The sequence below is a fragment of the Nocardia carnea genome, from assembly GCF_029868325.1.
GTDB classification, from domain to species: domain Bacteria; phylum Actinomycetota; class Actinomycetes; order Mycobacteriales; family Mycobacteriaceae; genus Nocardia; species Nocardia carnea_C.
Window position 1 is genome coordinate 1 of record NZ_JARWNW010000029.1, and the last position, 15,908, is coordinate 15,908.

Annotated in this window: 16 protein-coding genes, 1 tRNA gene, 1 pseudogene and 1 riboswitch; of the genes and pseudogenes, 9 read left to right on the forward strand and 9 right to left on the reverse strand. The window is 68.3% G+C overall.

The window, feature by feature from the left end:
• The first annotated feature begins 129 nt into the window (after positions 1-129).
• Together lipA and QH196_RS00925 are read left to right on the forward strand one after the other, a co-directional pair.
• Positions 130-1,152, forward strand: coding sequence for a lipoyl synthase (lipA, locus tag QH196_RS00920; protein WP_280413834.1), 1,023 nt, complete (start codon positions 130-132; stop codon positions 1,150-1,152).
• 248 nt (positions 1,153-1,400) lie between these two features.
• Positions 1,401-1,688: a putative quinol monooxygenase gene (locus QH196_RS00925; RefSeq protein WP_280413835.1), complete on the forward strand. Its 288-nt coding sequence runs from the start codon at positions 1,401-1,403 to the stop codon at positions 1,686-1,688.
• A 122-nt stretch (positions 1,689-1,810) separates the two neighbouring features.
• Here QH196_RS00925 and QH196_RS00930 read toward each other — a convergent pair whose 3' ends face one another.
• Both QH196_RS00930 and QH196_RS00935 read right to left on the reverse strand, forming a co-directional pair.
• The gene (locus QH196_RS00930) at positions 1,811-2,242 is read right to left on the reverse strand and encodes a pyridoxamine 5'-phosphate oxidase family protein (protein WP_280413836.1); all 432 of its coding nucleotides are present in this window, start codon (positions 2,240-2,242) and stop codon (positions 1,811-1,813) included.
• Between the two features lie 165 nt (positions 2,243-2,407).
• Positions 2,408-2,484: transfer RNA gene (locus QH196_RS00935), tRNA-Met, on the reverse strand.
• Positions 2,485-2,650: 166 nt separating this feature from the next.
• Positions 2,651-2,864, forward strand: a riboswitch (cobalamin riboswitch).
• Between the two features lie 109 nt (positions 2,865-2,973).
• Between QH196_RS00935 and QH196_RS00940 the strand changes: the two genes are divergently transcribed.
• From QH196_RS00940 to QH196_RS00950, 3 genes are read left to right on the forward strand one after another with little or no spacing between them, the layout of a single operon-like run.
• Positions 2,974-4,026: a FecCD family ABC transporter permease gene (locus QH196_RS00940; protein WP_280413837.1), complete on the forward strand. Its 1,053-nt coding sequence runs from the start codon at positions 2,974-2,976 to the stop codon at positions 4,024-4,026.
• Positions 4,026-4,796, forward strand: coding sequence for an ABC transporter ATP-binding protein (locus QH196_RS00945; protein ID WP_280413838.1), 771 nt, complete (start codon positions 4,026-4,028; stop codon positions 4,794-4,796). The genes QH196_RS00940 and QH196_RS00945 overlap by 1 nt, the downstream gene beginning before the upstream one ends.
• Complete coding sequence (locus QH196_RS00950) at positions 4,797-5,804, forward strand: ABC transporter substrate-binding protein (protein WP_280413839.1); 1,008 nt, start codon at positions 4,797-4,799, stop codon at positions 5,802-5,804.
• A 10-nt stretch (positions 5,805-5,814) separates the two neighbouring features.
• Here QH196_RS00950 and QH196_RS00955 read toward each other — a convergent pair whose 3' ends face one another.
• Positions 5,815-6,543 (reverse strand): nuclear transport factor 2 family protein, encoded by a 729-nt coding sequence (locus tag QH196_RS00955; protein WP_280413840.1) that lies wholly within the window; start codon positions 6,541-6,543, stop codon positions 5,815-5,817.
• A 113-nt stretch (positions 6,544-6,656) separates the two neighbouring features.
• Between QH196_RS00955 and QH196_RS00960 the strand changes: the two genes are divergently transcribed.
• Both QH196_RS00960 and QH196_RS00965 read left to right on the forward strand, forming a co-directional pair.
• Positions 6,657-7,274: a TetR/AcrR family transcriptional regulator gene (locus tag QH196_RS00960; RefSeq protein WP_280413841.1), complete on the forward strand. Its 618-nt coding sequence runs from the start codon at positions 6,657-6,659 to the stop codon at positions 7,272-7,274.
• A 563-nt stretch (positions 7,275-7,837) separates the two neighbouring features.
• A complete protein-coding gene (locus QH196_RS00965; RefSeq protein ID WP_280413842.1) occupies positions 7,838-8,755 on the forward strand; it encodes a DUF5995 family protein in 918 nt (305 codons plus the stop codon).
• On the opposite strand, the gene QH196_RS00970 is transcribed toward QH196_RS00965, so the two are convergent.
• The 3 genes from QH196_RS00970 to QH196_RS00980 form a co-directional block, all read right to left on the reverse strand.
• Entirely contained in the window at positions 8,752-9,378 is a 627-nt protein-coding gene (locus tag QH196_RS00970; RefSeq protein WP_280413849.1) for a formylglycine-generating enzyme family protein, read from the reverse strand. The two genes, QH196_RS00965 and QH196_RS00970, sit on opposite strands and share 4 nt — an antisense overlap.
• Before the next feature lie 95 nt (positions 9,379-9,473).
• Positions 9,474-10,112, reverse strand: a complete 639-nt coding sequence (locus tag QH196_RS00975; RefSeq protein WP_280413843.1) for an NAD(P)-dependent oxidoreductase — start codon at positions 10,110-10,112, stop codon at positions 9,474-9,476.
• A 39-nt stretch (positions 10,113-10,151) separates the two neighbouring features.
• Positions 10,152-11,381, reverse strand: a complete 1,230-nt coding sequence (locus tag QH196_RS00980) for an MFS transporter (RefSeq protein ID WP_280413844.1) — start codon at positions 11,379-11,381, stop codon at positions 10,152-10,154.
• 79 nt (positions 11,382-11,460) lie between these two features.
• Here QH196_RS00980 and QH196_RS00985 point away from each other — a divergent pair, with 79 nt between their 5' ends.
• Entirely contained in the window at positions 11,461-12,330 is an 870-nt protein-coding gene (locus QH196_RS00985) for a LysR substrate-binding domain-containing protein (RefSeq protein ID WP_280413845.1), read from the forward strand.
• A gap of 22 nt (positions 12,331-12,352) precedes the next feature.
• Here QH196_RS00985 and QH196_RS00990 read toward each other — a convergent pair whose 3' ends face one another.
• Entirely contained in the window at positions 12,353-12,976 is a 624-nt protein-coding gene (locus QH196_RS00990; protein ID WP_280413846.1) for a class I SAM-dependent methyltransferase, read from the reverse strand.
• 307 nt (positions 12,977-13,283) lie between these two features.
• Positions 13,284-13,673 (reverse strand): MarR family winged helix-turn-helix transcriptional regulator, encoded by a 390-nt coding sequence (locus tag QH196_RS00995; RefSeq protein ID WP_280413847.1) that lies wholly within the window; start codon positions 13,671-13,673, stop codon positions 13,284-13,286.
• 85 nt (positions 13,674-13,758) lie between these two features.
• Here QH196_RS00995 and QH196_RS01000 point away from each other — a divergent pair, with 85 nt between their 5' ends.
• A complete protein-coding gene (locus QH196_RS01000; RefSeq protein WP_280413848.1) occupies positions 13,759-15,204 on the forward strand; it encodes an MFS transporter in 1,446 nt (481 codons plus the stop codon).
• A gap of 271 nt (positions 15,205-15,475) precedes the next feature.
• Here QH196_RS01000 and QH196_RS01005 read toward each other — a convergent pair.
• A pseudogene (locus QH196_RS01005) lies at positions 15,476-15,667 on the reverse strand (hydrogen peroxide-inducible genes activator); the annotation flags it as partial.
• Between the last annotated feature and the right edge of the window lie 241 nt (positions 15,668-15,908).

Consider the following 15,908-nt stretch of genomic DNA (forward strand, 5'->3'; position numbering starts at 1 on the left):
CACAGCGATACCGGCCGCGCTCAACGGTGAGCTTCCGGTTACCGAACACGATATTCCGCAGGCCCCCACCCCGGCCGCCGCGGAGCCCGCCGCCGCCACCGCGGCATGCGATTCGAAAGGTCCCACCGCATGACCTCCGCCCAAGCCCCCGCCGGCCGTAAACTGCTGCGTATCGAGGCCCGTAACGCCGAGACCCCGATCGAACGCAAACCCGGCTGGATCCGCACCCGCGCCACCATGGGTCCCGAATACACCGAGCTCAAAGGGCTGGTGAAACGGGAGGGCCTGCACACCGTGTGCGAAGAAGCGGGCTGCCCCAATATCTTCGAATGCTGGGAGGACCGCGAGGCCACCTTCCTCATCGGCGGCGAACAGTGCACCCGGCGCTGCGATTTCTGCCAGATCGACACCGGTAAACCGTCCCCGCTGGACCGTGACGAACCGCGCCGGGTCGCCGAAAGCGTGCAGGCCATGGGCCTGCGCTACTCCACCATCACCGGTGTCGCCCGCGACGATCTGGACGACGGCGGCGCCTGGTTGTACGCGGAAACCGTGCGCGCCATCAAGAAGCTCAACCCGAACACCGGTGTGGAACTGCTGATCCCGGATTTCAATGCGAAACCGGATCAGCTCGCCGAAGTGTTCTCCACGCGTCCGGAGGTGCTGGCGCACAATCTGGAAACCGTGCCCCGCGTCTTCAAGCGGATCCGCCCGGCGTTCCGCTACGAACGCTCGCTCGCGGTGCTCACCGCGGCCCGCGCCGAAGGCCTGGTCACCAAGTCCAACCTGATCCTCGGTATGGGCGAGACCCCCGAGGAAGTCACCCAGGCCATGCGTGACCTGCACGAAGCCGGTTGCGATATCCTCACCATCACCCAGTACCTGCGCCCCTCACCGCGGCATCACCCGGTGGATCGCTGGGTGAAACCCGAAGAGTTCGTGGAACATTCGAAGGCCGCCGAGGAGATCGGTTTCGCCGGTGTGATGGCGGGCCCGCTGGTCCGGTCCTCCTACCGCGCCGGTCGGCTCTACGCCCAGGCCATGGCCCACCACGGCCGCCCCATCCCCGAGGCCATGGCACATCTCGCCGACGGGGGCACCGCTTCCCAAGAGGCCAGTGCCGTCCTGGAACGGTTCGGGTCGCGGGCCTGAGCGCGGCCGCAGTTTCCAACGCTCAGGGACCGATGACCTGACCGTTACCGGTCCCTGAGCGTATAAATCTCCTGGCCTGCCGGAGTTCGACAGCGAAAGTTCCGCCGCGCCGCGCGATCGGTGCCCGAATCACGACAACAGCCGGCCGACCCCGCCGTTCGGACTGCTGAACCGGATGGACACCGCACCGATGAATTGGTTGTCGCGGTTCGGTCTGTATCGGTGAACCGACCGAACAGGAGCGCAGTATGGTCATCGTCGCCGGGCACCTTCTCGTCGCACCGGACGCCCGCGAGGCGTATCTCGCCGGCTGCGTCACCGTCGTCGAACAGGCTCGGTCCGCGCCCGGCTGCCTCGATTTCGCGATCAGCCCGGATCTCATCGATCCCGCCCGGATCAACATCTTCGAGCGCTGGGAAACCCGGGCGGCGGTAGATGCTTTCCGCGGGAAAGGTACCGGTGACGAACAGAACGCGGCGATCCGCGGCGCCACGGTGGCGGAATACGAGATCGCAGAGGTCAGGTCGCTCACCTGAGCGCGCCACCTGCCGAAGTGCGGTGACACATCGACGCGCACCCACCGCCGACCGTAGCCGCCGGGACACCGGCGTCGTGGGCGCGGACGGCCGATCGCTTCGATCCGGACTGCCTCGCGCTGTCAGAAGTCGTCCGAGTAGTCCTGCGTGATCCAGCGGTCGGGACGGATCGTGAACAGGACCGATTCGCGGCCGTCCATCTGTTCGGCGAACGCGCGCCCGGCCTCGGGACCGAGGTAACGCGTGGCGATGGCTTCCCGGATGTCCAACGGGGAGGGATTCGCGGCATCGATGACAGTGCCTTCGACGATGATGTACTGGTATGGCAGTTCTTCGCGTTGCACGACCAACGTCACCACACCGGCTTCCCGGATGAGCCTGGCCTTGCGCCGGTTCACGCCGGTGTTGATCCTGATCTCACCGCCGGGCGTGTAGTCGTACCAAATCGGGACGGACGCCGGCGGACGACCATCGGACGCCGCGACCGACAGCACCGCAATATGCTTGCCCGCGAGGAACTTCTGGCGTTCGGTTTCCGTGAAGGGTTTCGGCATACACGATGCAACCGCCAGGCGCGGAGTCCTCTTCCCGTCTTCGCCGGCGAAGAGCCACCGTTTCCGGCAGCTCATACGAACTCGGACCCCGCCGACTGATCCGAAGTCTTGGTGCCGGGAAATGGCCGAGGCCGAAACGGTGGAACCCGTTCCGGCCTCGGTCGTTGGTAGCGGGGACAGGATTTGAACCTGCGACCTCTGGGTTATGAGCCCAGCGAGCTACCGAACTGCTCCACCCCGCGTTGCATCGACAACCGTAGCCTACGGATGGCTGCGGGACCAAAACGCCCTCCGGACGCTCGCCGGGGATCGGTCTGCCGACGCCCGCTCGCTCGCCGGTACGCCGCTCGGACCGAGTGAGGTGACGCACATTCCCACCCGGAATGTCCGGCCCGGAAATTCCGGGTGTTACCGTGACCGCGCGCTGGTTACCACCCGTCGCCGACGGGTGGTTCGTAAGAGGGAATCCGGTGGGAATCCGGAACTGCCCCGCAGCGGTGAGTGGAAACGACCGCGGTCATCAGCACTGGGCCTGGCGCCTGGGAAGCGACCGTCAGTAGGCGATCCCGGTCCCGGGAGCACGTCCACGAGTCCGAAGACCTGCCCGCGTGGCCATACCGCCGGTGTGGTCGCTGTCGACTCCGAGGGAGCGGTTGACAAGATATGGGTCTTCGTCGCGCACGCATGCCTGCACACGGTCACTTCGGGGACGGGCGGCCGGTTCCGCCTCGATGAATTCGCATGGGCTGCGGCGGCTCCCGGTGGCGGTGTTGATTGCCGGTCTCGCCGTGGCGTTGGTGATCGTCTCCCTTCTCGGATTGATGCTCGGCGCGGTGCATATCCCGTGGCGGGCCGCTCTCGGGTTCCTGTGGGCCGAACTCACCGGTGGCGTGGTGGTGGCGGCGGATATCGCCGAGTACCGGATCGTTGTGGATTCGCGGTTGCCGCGGGTCGTGCTGGCCGCCACCGTCGGTGCGGGGCTGGGTGCCGTCGGGTTGCTGGTGCAGGCCATGGTGCGTAACGCCCTCGCCGATCCGTATGTGCTGGGTATTTCGTCGGGTGCGTCGGTGGGTGCCACCGCGGTCGTACTTTTCGGCGCCTTCGGTGCGCTAGGGGTCTACGCACTGTCGTCCGCGGCGTTCGCCGGGGCGCTCGGCGCCACCGTCCTCGTCTACCTGATGGCCCGGTCGAGTGCCGGGCTGGTGCCGTTGCGGCTGGTGCTCACGGGTACCGCTGTCGGTTACGGTTTTTCCGCGGCGACAACGGTGCTGGTGTTCATGGCGCCGCACGGTGATGCCGCCCGTTCGGTGATGTTCTGGTTGCTCGGCAGTCTGGCCGGTGCGGCCTGGCAGATGGTTCCGCTGGTGGTCGCCGTCGCCGTGGCGGGCCTGGCGATCATCGCGGCGTTCGCCCGGCAGCTGAACGCCCTGTCGATGGGCGATGAGGTCAGCGCCGCGCTCGGCCTGAACGCTTCCCGGTTCCGCGTGCTGCTGTTCGTGGTTTCCGCCGCGATGACAGGCTGTTTCGTCGCGGTCTGCGGGGCCATCGGTTTCGTCGGCCTGGTGGTGCCGCATATCGCCAGGCTGCTGGTCGGCGCCGACCACCGGCGGCTGATCCTGGTGACCCCACTGCTGGGCGCGGTGTTCCTGGTGACCGCCGACCTGGTGGCCCGTATCCTCCTGCCGCCGCAGGAGTTACCGCTGGGAGCAGTGACGGCCGCGGTGGGTGTGCCCGTGTTCGTTGTGCTGATGCGGCGCCGCGGCGCCTTGAGCGGAGGCGGCTGATGCGTATCGACTACGACAACGTCACCGTGCAGATCGGCGGTACGACGATCCTCGAGGCGGTGACACCGGCCGCCGAATCCGGGGAGTTCATCGGCATCGTGGGACCGAACGGCAGCGGTAAATCCACCCTGCTGCGTTGTCTGTACCGCGCCGTATCCCCCAGCTCGGGACGAGTTCTGGTGGACGATACGGATATCGCGGCGATCGGTATGCGCGCCAACGCCCGCCAGGTGGCGGCGCTGACCCAGGACACCACCACACCGTTCGATTTCACCGCCGCCGAGGTCGTGGCCACCGGGCGGTTACCGCATACGGCACTGCTGCGCGGCACCCACCGGCGCGATGCCGAGATCTGCGCGGCGGCGATGGCGACGGCCGATATCGCCCACCTCGCCGACCGCGGTTTCCTGTCGCTGTCGGGCGGGGAACGCCAGCGCGTCCTGATCGCCCGTGCCCTGGCTCAGCAGCCGAAGGTGCTGGTATTGGACGAACCGACCAATCACCTCGATGTACACCACCAATACAGCGTCCTGTCCGCGGCGCGAGAGCTGGGGATCACGGTGGTCGCGGCCCTGCACGACCTCAATCTGGCCGCCCAGTACTGCGATCGGCTCTTCGTGCTGCACGGCGGCCGGATCGTCTGCTCGGGCACACCGCACGAGGTGATCACCGCGGAGGTGATCGCCCGCTGGTTCTCGATCGGCGGCCATATCGTCACCCACCCCCGGCTGGGTGTTCCGCAGATCATCTTCGACGAGAAGGGCTGTTAGATGAGGTCTCCCCGATTGCTCGTGGCACTGGCCGTCGTGGCCGCGGTCGTATCGACAGCGTGTGGCGCCGAGGTGCAGCAGCCCGCCCAGGCCGCCGGTAAGGCGGTGACGGTCACCAATTGCGGTGCGCCGCTGACGGTCCACGGCATCCCGGAGCGGGTCGTCACCAACGACACCGGGATCACCGAGATGATGTTCGCGCTCGGATTGGCCGACCGGCTGGTGGGGCACAGCAGTTATCGCGGGAAGGAACGCGATATCGCGTCCTCGCCGTGGCAGGCGGAATTCGAGCGCACACCGCTGCTCGGCTACGCGTTCACCCGCGAGATAGTGCAGGCGGCCGATCCCGATTTCGTCTTCGCCGGATGGAACTACGGGTTCAAGGAGTCCACCGGTCTCACCCCGGAGTGGGTGCGATCGATCGGCGCGGTGCCGTACCAGTTGACCGAGGCGTGCCGGCAACCCGGAACGGATCGCCGCGGCGTGATGGAACCGCTCGATGCGCTCTACGCGGATCTGGCCAATCTCGGGGAGATCTTCGGTGTGCGCGCGAAGGCCGATCAACTCATCGCGCAGTATCGGGACCAGGTCGCGAAGGCCGCCGACAGTGCCCCCGCCGGGCGGGAACCGGCGCGGGTGTTCCTGTTCGACAGCGCAACCCCCGAACCGTTCACCTCCGGCCGGACCGCGGCGCCGTCGCAGATCATCCGCAAGGCGGGTGGTAGCAATATCTTCGACGATCTGAACGATTCCTGGACCAGTACGTCGTGGGAAGCGGCGGCGCACCGCGATCCGCAGGTGATCCTGATCGTGGACTACGGTGCCGGTCCGGAGAATTCGGTACCGGCGAAGATCGAGCAGCTCCGCAGGCACCCGCTGATGGCGGGCAGCACGGCCGTTCGCGAGAACAATATCCTCGCCTTGCCCTACGCCGCGCTGGTGGAGGGGCCGCGCAATCCGCACACCGTTGTCACCGTGGCGGATTTCCTGCGATCGAAGGGTTACTAGCGGGCACCCGCTACAACCCGAACCGATGCAGTAGCGCCGGGATCTTCGACGCCGACATCAGGGCCTTGAACTGCCAGCTGTCGTCGCGCGGGAGGATCCCGCCGCGCTGCGTGACATCGAAGGCGTCGTAGAGGGTTTCGCCTTCCTCCATGAGTCCGTCGGCGTTGAAGTGGTAGCGGTCGACCGCAGGACACTGGATGAAACGGCCGGTGCCGTACAGGACGGGGGCGTTGTCGTCGTAAGGGTAGAGCCGCAGCGGGCCGTCCCAGTGGCCGCTGCCGATATAGCGGATGACGACCCGGACCTTCTCGTCGGGCATGACGTCGAGATAGACCTGGTCGGGCAGCGGATCGTAGCGCCAGTCCGGGATGGCGTCGAAGAAGGCGAAGTTGTACTTCACGAATTCGTCGATACCGGTGATGGTGCGGCCGAAGGTGGTGACATCGGTGTAGCGGATATCCGGGGCGTACAGCTCGTGGTTGAGGCTCATATCGCGGGCGAGGAAACTCCACCAGTATTTCTTCGCCCATTCCATCAGCCAGGACAGGTCGAGACCGAGTTTTCCGTAGTACTCCAGTTTCCGGTCGAACTGGACGAACCACTGCTCGGTAGTGGCCTGCAGTTCGGGTTCGGGGATCACCCGGATCGGTACCGCGCGATTACCGTCGAGGAACTCGGGCGCGGGCCGGGCGAGGCGGGGGCGGCGCAGGGCCTGCTGGAACTTTTCCTCACTGAACACAGCGGCAACCTTTCGACGGGCGCGGGCCGGCCGCACCCGGTAGAAACATGAATCGTATGATTCATGTTGAATCACCTGATGTCAATGGTGGCGGTCGATGCGAGGATTGGCCGATGAGCGCACCCAAGCTGTGGCGCGGCCGGACTCTGGACGACAGGTCCGCGGAGCGCCGCGAACAACTCGTGGACGTCGGATTCGACCTGCTGGGCACCGACGGACCGGCGGCGGTCACCATGCGGGCGGTCACGCGCCTGGCGAACCTGAGCCCGCGCTATTTCTACGAAAGCTTCCCCGACCGCACCGCGCTGCTCACCGCCGTCTACGACCGCCTGGAAACCGAACTCCTGACCAGGCTCGGCGCGACCGCCGCGGCCGCGGATACGCACACCACCGTCCGCTCGGCACTCGAAATCTGCGCCGCCTACTTCGAAGAGGACCCGCGCCGGGCCCGGGTTCTGCTGCGCGAACCACTCACCGACGACACCCTGCGCCGCCACAGCGCAGACCGCCTCCCGGCCTTCCTCCGCACCATGCTCCCCGCGCTGGGCGACGAGGTGAACGCACTCCTGCCCGATAGCGAAGAAGCGCTGATCATCAGCGCGACCGCACTCAGCGGCGCCCTGGTCGCGCTCTACGTCGACTGGATCGACGGCCGGCTCCCGGTCCCACGCGAGCGCCTGGTCGACGCGGCCACCGAGATCGTCCTCGCCCTCGCCCGGACAACCGTCTAGAGCCATCCCCGGCAGCAGTGGGCCGCACAGACGCGGCAGCCCCGGTTCGGCTGCCCCCGCAAAACGGTCGGAACCGGCGGGGCCCGGGCCTGATTCTGCCCATGCACCGACCGCGGGTGCACCGCCCTCGCCGAACCGGCCGAACGCACCGAAACCGGAATCGCACCGGGCAGGTCACCACCGAACCCACCGCAGCGAGCGCCCGCCCGGACCGCAGGGTTGCCCGTCAGGGCAGCCAATTAGCCACACCCCGTGGTCGATATTCGGTGGCACGAAGGGTCTGTGCCACAGCCGGTTCGGCGGGAGCGACCTCCGGGCTGCGGCCGGTACGCCGCCGCCCGGCTGCCGGACGCATACCGAGTAGCGGGCGTAACACGCGGCGAATTACGACTGGACTCGATCATGGCCGGTCCCCTGCCGCGGTCCGCGTGGCGGGAACACTCCCCCTGCGCCCGGAGCTAGTGTGTAGCCGCGCCCGGCAGACCTCGGGCACGGGTCCGTTCATCTGGTTCTCCTCGTTGTCGTGCACGCCCACTTGATCGTCGAATGAAGGTGGTGTGACCATGTCCAGCGCAAACCCGGGCCATCGGCGTCGTCTCGGCCGCACCGCCTTGGTCTTCGTGTTCGCCGTGGCCGGCCTGCTGGTCCCACCGCGCGCCGGCGCCGTCGTCGCCGAAAGCGCCTGTGGCGCGCCGCTGGCACCCGCTGCTGTCGCCGAGATCGTCGAACTCTCCGATACCTCCGAACTGCTGGACGAGAGCACCGGCTCCTCGCTGGACCGGCTCGAACGTGCGGTGGAGCAGCATCGGCGGATCACCGAGATCCTGGTGGCACATCGGGACCGGCGAGGCCTGCTGGCACTGGGGCTCGATGCCGTGGAGCGGGCCGCCGTCATGCCGTTGCAGCGCAACCCCCGCGCGTTCGACGATCCCGAATGGGCGCATCGCATCAGCCTCGAGCTGCTGGCCCGGTTCCTGCGCAATGTGCACGCCGAGTTCACCGGCGCACCGGCCGAGCCGCAGTGGGCCAACTATTTCGCGCTCACCCGGCAGTGCGACCTGTCGGGGGCCCGGGTCGCGATGGCGGGCTACAACGCCCATCTCACCGTCGATCTCGCCTATTCCGTCGCCGCGACCCGGGCGACACCCGCCCAGGCACGCGACCACTTCACCATCGTCGATGCGATCGCCCGCCACGGTTTCCTCATCGTCGATCTCACGAAAGCCGTCTACGGCGCAGATCTGGGTCCGCTGTGGCGGTTCTATTTCGTGGGCGAGGGGCTCGATGCCGTCCTCGGCGCGGGTGTGGCCACCGGACCCCTGCTGCGCCTGGCCGATGCGGGCGCCAATGTGGTGATCTTCGGCAACGGGCTGGCCCTGCAGGATCCGGCGGCCGCGCCGGCGGCCCGGGCGGAGATCGATGTGTTGTGGCGCAGCGCCGACGCCGCCTTCGAAGTGCTCGCCGCCCGCGGCGCACTCTAGCCCGAACGAGCCACCCGGAATCCCACATCGTCGAGGCGCAGTGTCGGATGGCTGCGCCGCCGCACCGAGGCCCGGCAGCTCCAGTGTTCGTCGAACCAGCCGCCACCGCGCAGCACCCGGTATTCGCCGTAGACGGCGGGATCGTAGAAATCCCAGCACCATTCCCAGACATTGCCGAGCATGTCGTACAAGCCCCAGGCGTTGGGCCGTTTCCGGCCGACGGGCTGCGCGGTGCCGCCCGAATTCCCGCGATACCAGGCGATTTCGTCGAGCTCACCGTAGCGGGGCCCCGTGGTTCCGGCCCGGCAGGCGTATTCCCATTCGGCTTCGGTGGGCAGGCGATACCCGTCGGCCGAGGCCACAGTTTCCGTGTTCGCACCGGCCCGGCGGTACACCGGGGTCAGGCCTTCCCGCTCGGACAGGCGATTACAGAACCGCACCGCATCGTCCCAGGACACACTGTCGACTGGTAGCCCGTCACCGGTCTCGTCCCCCATGGTCGCCGCATACTGCGCCCGCGTCACCGGCAGTGCCGCGATCCGGTAGGCCGCGATCTCCACCGGCCAGCGCCGTTCCGTCCGGCGATCCGCCAGTTCTACGCGGCCGGGCCGAATATCCACCAGCTGAACTCCTGTATCCACCCGCAGTGTCTACCAGCAGGGAGTCCGGGACGAACCGGCGTGTCCCCATCGCATCGGGGCCCACCCGTCCGCCCGGGTCAGTAGGCGGCGGTGAATCGCATCCCCCGATGCGCGGATCGCTCGGCTTCGTCGAGCAGCACCACCGCGAGGTCCGCGTAGGACAGTGCCGACTGCCCGTACCGGTCGACCACGAGCGTGTCCCGGCCGAGCCGATACCGTCCGGTGCGGGCGCCGGTATGCAATTGCGCGGGCGGGCTCAGGTAGGTCCAGTCGCTGCAGGTGGCGGCGCGGCAGACCGCGAGCTGATCGGCGCAGGCGCGGGCGATGGCGCGCAGGGATCCGGGGAATCCCGGCTCGTCCATCACCGTCACCCCACCGGCGCCGGGCACGGTCAGCGTGGCCGCGCCACCCACGAGCAGCAATCGGGTGCCGGTGCGCGCGGTGGCTGCCGTGAGCGTGGCGGCGGTGGCGATCAGCTCGCTTTCCCGGCCGGCGGCCGGACGGGTCGCGCTGATCACGAGGTCCTGGCCGTCGGCGAGATCGACGACATCCTCGAGGTCGGCGGCATCGCCGATCCGGACCTCCGCGGCGCGCGGTATCTCATGTGCCCGGTCCGGGCTGCGCAGTACGGCGGTGACCAGGTGGCCGCGGTCCAGTGCTTCGGTGACGGTCCGGCTGCCGGCCTGTCCGGCTGCCCCGAAAATGGTGATACGCATAGGTTTTCCTTCTCTGAACAGCGATCAAGCGAACTGTGTTTACCGTGCTCGGGTGGACCGGTCGCGCATCCGGTCGGCGCCCCACAGCAGTACGGTGGCGGTCGCCAGCACGCCCCCGGCGACGCCGACACCGATCCATCCGGCCCGGTCCCAGGCGAGGGCGGTGAGCGCCGATCCGGCCGCCCCGCCGAGGAAGAAGACTGTCATGAAGGCGGAATTCAGCCGGTTACGGAGTTCGGGGGCGAGCGCGTACAGCACGTTCTGGTTGCTGTTGAGCAGTGCCTGCTGGCCCACGGTGAGCACGATCGCGCCGGCGATCAGGGCGGGCAGGGAGCTCACGCCGGCCGCGAGCACGATCCAGGCCACCACCAGCAGGGCCGCGCCGGCACCGGCGACCCGGTGCACGTGGCCGCGGTCGGCGAGCCGGCCCGAGAGGGGTGTCGCGACAGTACCGGCGATCCCGACCAGCCCGAACAATCCGATCGTGGCCTCCGACCAGTGATAGCCGGGGCCGGCCAGCAGGAAGGTCACACCGGTCCAGAACAGCGTGAACGACGCCATCGACAATGCGCCGAGCCCGGCCCGCCGGCGCAGAACGGAATTCGTGCGCAGCAGCCCCGCCGTGGACCGCAGCAGCGCCGGATACGACATCCCCACCGGTGCATGCACCGCGGGCAGCGACCGCCACAGCGCCACGGCCACCACTGCCAGGGCGGCCGCACCGAACCAATACACGGTGCGCCAGCCACCGGCTTCGCTCAACAGGCCCGCGACGGTCCGGGCCAGCAGACCGCCCACCAGCAGACCGCTCATCACGGTGCCGACCACCCGCCCACGCCGTTCGGGCGTGCTCAGCGCCACGGCGAAGGTCACCAGCACCTGCGCCGCGACCGAGGTGAACGCGGCGAGCGCGGTCGCGGCCAGCAGCACCACACCGTTTCCGGCGATACCGCAGACCAGCAGGAAGAACGCGGTGGCGCCGAAGAGTGTTACCGCCAGACGCCGCCGCTCGAAAAGATCGGCCAGCGGCAGCAGCAGGAACAGGCCGAGGGCATAACCCGCCTGGGCGGCCGTGACGATCAGCGCCGCGGTACCGGTACTCAACCCGAAATCGCCGCGGATGGCGTCCAGTAAGGGCTGCGCGAAATAGTTGCCCGCCACGATCAGCCCGGTCGCCACCGACATCAGCAGTAGCAGTCCGCGGGACAGGCCGCGGGCTTCGGAAGGGTCGGCTGCGGAGGGCGGCCGGGCCGCTGTCGTCATACTCATGACCTCAACCTTGCGGCCGCTCTATCAATGAGTCCAACACATGTTTGTCAGCGCAGCAATCATGATTCACGATAGTTCGATGGAACTGCAGCAGATGCGGTACGTCATCGCGGTGGCGGAGACGAAGAATTTCACCCGGGCGGCCCGGCAGTGCCTGGTGGTGCAGTCGGCATTGAGTCACCAGATCGCGCGCCTCGAACGGGAACTGGGCGCGAAACTGTTCGAACGCACCAGCCGCCGTGTCGAACTCACCCCGGCCGGCGTGGCGTTCCTGCCCGCGGCCCGGCAGGCACTGGAAGCCGCCGAACGGGCGCGCGCGGAGGTCACCGCCGTATCCGGTGAGATCCGCGGCCGGCTCGCCATCGGCGCGATCCCCAGTGTCGGCGCCGTCGATCTGCTGGGGACGCTGCAGGATTTCCGTGCCCGTCATCCCCGGGTGCAGATCAGCCTGCAGGTGGGGATGAGCGACCATCTGGTGGATGATGTGCGCCAAGGCCGGCTGGATATCGCGTTCCTCGGCCTTCCGGACGGTACCGAACCGCGGGGTGTCACAGCGCGCGCACTCGCTCGCGGCGAGCTGGTCGCCGTGGTCCACCCCACGCACCCACTGGCCGGTGAACGCGACGTCGACGCGGAGCGGTTGAGCGCGGAACTGTTCGTCGATTTCCCCGCCGGTTCCCCCGGGCGGGCACAGGCCGAGCAGGCCTTCACCGCCGCCGGTGTGCACCGTGAAGTGGCGTTCGAGGTGGTCGCGGTGGACTATTTCGCCGAACTGATCCGGCGCAATCTGTGTATCGGGCTGCTACCCGAGTCCATCGTGGCGGCCTTTCCGGATCTGCGGACCGCCACCCTGCGGAATCCGCCGCGCCGGGTCGAGTATGTGGTGTGGGGCACGCGTCAACCCGGTCCGGCTGCCGCAGCCTACCTTTCGGCGCTCGAAACGTCGTAGATTCCGTCGCGGCAGTCCCGCGCTAGTGCGAGAGTACGGCCACCAGGAAATCCGATTCGGCGGTGAACGGGCGCAGATCCCAGGTCGAGAGCAGCAGGTCTTCGTGGAAGCCCTGCTCGGCGGCGTCGGCCCGGAACTGCGCGAACTCGTAATCGCGGCCGGCCCCGAAGCCGACGACCACGCGCCCGCCCGGCGCCAGATGCCGCGCGAAACCGGCGAGCACGGCCGGACGGGTGGCGGGCGCCAAAAACGTCACCACATTGCCGGCGCAGACGATCACATCGAAATCGGCGGGGACACCGCGCGCCGGGAGATCGAGTTCGGCGAGGTCACCGACGAGCCAATCGGGGCCGGGATAGTCGGCTTCGGCGGCGGCGATCAGCACCGGGTCCACATCCACACCCACCACCGCATGCCCGGAATTGTGCAGGAACCCGCCCAGCCGGCCGGGCCCGCAACCCGCATCCAGTACCCGGCCCCGGCGGCCGAGCATCGCGTCGATCAGCCGTGCCTCCCCGAAGATGTCTTGGCCTTCGGCGGCGAGGTCGCGGAATCGCTGTACGTACCACTGCGAATGCTGCGGGTCGGCGGCGACGAGCTCCTCCCATTTACTCGGAACGCGCCCTTCGGGGGTGTGGGCGTTCATCGATTTCCTCCTCGGCTCGGACTCGGCGGTAGACACCGTCACCACACGGTACGGCCCGCCGCGCACCCCGGTAGGCCGCGGCGTCCGGCGGAGCGGCGGATTCACGACACCGTATCCGCCGGGCGGGACAGGTATTGCATTCGACAGTGCGGTTGGTGCTGACGCCGCGCTTCCATCGCGGCGCACCGCCCACCCCCGGCCGGGTCGAACTCGGATTCGCACGCCCACCGCGGTGGGCGGTGCCGTCGACGCCGATATCAACCGATGCTCGCCGGATCCGGCGCTGCCGGGCCCGGCTCCGGCACCGTCAGTCAAGGTGTTTGCGCAGTACTTCCAGATGGGTCGGTTTGGCGTCGTCGAGACGCGCCCGGCCCGCCGGGGTGAGTTTCAGGAAGTTGGCGCGCCGGTCGAAATCGCAGGCCGCGCGTTCCAGCAGACCCGCCTTCTCGAGCCGCGTCACGGTTCGCGAGAGGGCGCTCTGGCTGAGGTACATCTCCGTTTCGATGTCCTTCATCTTGACCTTCTCGGTCTGCTCCGCGCCGCAGCGTCCGCCGAGGACCTGAAGGAGTTCGAACTCGCTGAGCCCGAGCTGATGCCGTTCCTGTAGCGCGTTCTCCAGCTCGCAGGACGTGCCGTGGTACAGGCGGAGCGTATCGGACCACTTCGCGCAGACATCTTTGTCGGTGTCGTGGTACATGATCCGAGATTATCATGTCAAGTCATTAAATGCCCACGCATTACATGCGTTGACATTTAATGTACGTGCATCTACGTTTGCCGTCGTGACCCTGACTGCAACCTCGCCGCAGAACCTCACCTCGGCAGAGATATCCCCCGCGTCCACCCCCGGCCGCTGGAGCCCCCACCTGTGGGCAATCCTGCTGGTCGCCGGGCTCGCCATGTTCCTCGACGCCCTCGACGTCTCCATGGTCGGCGTGGCGCTCCCCTCCATCGGCCAGGAACTGGGCCTCGACACCTCCGCACTGCAGTGGATCGTGAACGGCTACATCCTCGGCTACGGCGGCCTGCTGCTGCTCGGCGGTCGCGCCGCCGATCTGCTCGGACGCCGGCAGGTGTTCCTGACCGCCCTGGTCGTCTTCGGTCTCGCCTCACTGGTGGGCGGACTCGTGGACGAAGGCTGGCTGCTGATCGCCACCCGGATCGTCAAGGGCATCGCCGCCGCGTTCACCGCCCCGGCCGCACTGTCGATCATCACCACCACATTCAAGGAAGGCCCCGACCGCAACCGCGCACTCTCGATCTTCGCGATCTTCGGCGCCACCGGATACGCCTCCGGGCTCATCGTGTCCGGCCTGCTCACCGGTATCGACTGGCGGCTGACGTTCTACCTGCCCGTCGTCGTGGTCGCCGGGGTCGTGCTCGCCGCCTACCTCGTGGTGCCGCGCAATACCGAAAAGGAAGAGGGCCGGATCGATTTCGCCGGCGCCGCGCTGCTCACCGGCGGCACACTCGCCGCGATCTACACCATCGTCACTGCCCCCGAGACCGGTTTCACCGCGACCGTCATCGCGACCACCGTCCTGGCGGTCGGCCTGCTCGGCAGCTTCTTCGTGGTCGAGAACCGGGTCGGCCACCCGCTGGTGCGCCTGAGCATCTTCAAGGTGAAGTCGATCGTGCGCGCCAACCTGGCCGCCCTGGCAATCTTCGGCTCCTACCTCAGCTTCCAGACCATCGTCTCGCTGTATCTGCAGAACACCCTGCACTGGGAACCGCTGCAGATGGCGCTCGCCATGGCACCGACCGGCATCATCGTGGCCATCCTGTCCCCGATCGCGGGCAAGCTCATCGACCGCTTCGGCACCACCCCGATGATCCTGGCCGCACTCACCTCCTTCGTGGCCGGCTACGCCTGGTTCCTGACCCGCGGCGGCAACCCCGACCCGGTCTACGCCCTCGACTACCTACCCGCGTTCCTACTGCTGGGACTCGGTTTCGCGCTGGGCTTCTCGGCTGTGATGGTGCAGGCCACCGAAGGTATCGCCGACCACGAACAGGGCCTGGCCTCCGGCCTGGTGCAGACCTCCTTCCAGATCGGCGGCGCGGTGGTACTGGCCATCGCGACCGGCCTGATCAGCGGTGCCACCGCCGATGGTATCGCCGGATACCGGCCGGGGCTGTACCTGGTCACCGCGGTCGCGGCGGTCGGCCTGGTGGCGTCGGTCGCGGCGGTCCGGAACCGTAAACAGGAGGTCGCCGCCATCGCGTAAAGACTTGCCACCGTGATCCGTCCGCCGCTCCGGATCACCCCTGCCCGCAACCCGATCCGGGTTGCGGGCAGGGACGTATCCGGCGGCCGTGGCGGGTACCGCAAACCGGAAAGAAGCGGGTTGCCGAATTGCTCACCCCGGGTCGCGGCACCCTATCGCGAAGGCCGCTCGAGCGCCGGCCGGCAAGACAGCCTCGAGGCAGCGATGCCCCAGCGCGCCGCGAGTTGGACACCGCCGGACACTCGGGCCGAGCATCATGCACGCCGGCCTCTCAGACCGGCCGCTGGGTGCGGATGACCTCGGCAAGGTAGGCGTAATCGTCGGCGCGGGCGGTGGACGCGCGGTACACCAGTCCCAGGGTGCGGCCGGGGGCGGGCGCGGCGAACCGCACGATATCGAGGGCGCCGCGGCCGGTTTCGGCCGCCACCGCCATCTCCGGGATCAGGGTCACCCCCCGCCCGCCCCCCGGCCCGCCCCTCCACAAAAAAAAACCCCCCCCGGCCCCCCCCCCCCCCCCCCCCCCCCCCCCCCACACCCCCCCCCACAATTCTCCCCGCCCCCCCCCCCCCCCCCCCCGGGGGGGCCGGGCCGCGCTGGGGTGATCCGGAGCGGCGGACGGATCACGGTGGCAAGTCTTTACGCGATGGCGGCGACCTCCTGTTTACGGTTCCGGACCGCCGCGACCGACGCCACCAGGCCGACCG

Coding starts and splice junctions, on each gene's coding strand:
- lipA (WP_280413834.1), top strand. CDS start 130: ATGACCTCCGCCCAAGCCCCCGCCGGCCGTAAACTGCTGCGTATCGAG.
- QH196_RS00925 (WP_280413835.1), top strand. CDS start 1,401: ATGGTCATCGTCGCCGGGCACCTTCTCGTCGCACCGGACGCCCGCGAG.
- QH196_RS00930 (WP_280413836.1), bottom strand. CDS start 2,242: ATGCCGAAACCCTTCACGGAAACCGAACGCCAGAAGTTCCTCGCGGGC.
- QH196_RS00940 (WP_280413837.1), top strand. CDS start 2,974: ATGAATTCGCATGGGCTGCGGCGGCTCCCGGTGGCGGTGTTGATTGCC.
- QH196_RS00945 (WP_280413838.1), top strand. CDS start 4,026: ATGCGTATCGACTACGACAACGTCACCGTGCAGATCGGCGGTACGACG.
- QH196_RS00950 (WP_280413839.1), top strand. CDS start 4,797: ATGAGGTCTCCCCGATTGCTCGTGGCACTGGCCGTCGTGGCCGCGGTC.
- QH196_RS00960 (WP_280413841.1), top strand. CDS start 6,657: ATGAGCGCACCCAAGCTGTGGCGCGGCCGGACTCTGGACGACAGGTCC.
- QH196_RS00965 (WP_280413842.1), top strand. CDS start 7,838: ATGTCCAGCGCAAACCCGGGCCATCGGCGTCGTCTCGGCCGCACCGCC.
- QH196_RS00975 (WP_280413843.1), bottom strand. CDS start 10,112: ATGCGTATCACCATTTTCGGGGCAGCCGGACAGGCCGGCAGCCGGACC.
- QH196_RS00980 (WP_280413844.1), bottom strand. CDS start 11,381: ATGAGTATGACGACAGCGGCCCGGCCGCCCTCCGCAGCCGACCCTTCC.
- QH196_RS00985 (WP_280413845.1), top strand. CDS start 11,461: ATGGAACTGCAGCAGATGCGGTACGTCATCGCGGTGGCGGAGACGAAG.
- QH196_RS00990 (WP_280413846.1), bottom strand. CDS start 12,976: ATGAACGCCCACACCCCCGAAGGGCGCGTTCCGAGTAAATGGGAGGAG.
- QH196_RS00995 (WP_280413847.1), bottom strand. CDS start 13,673: ATGTACCACGACACCGACAAAGATGTCTGCGCGAAGTGGTCCGATACG.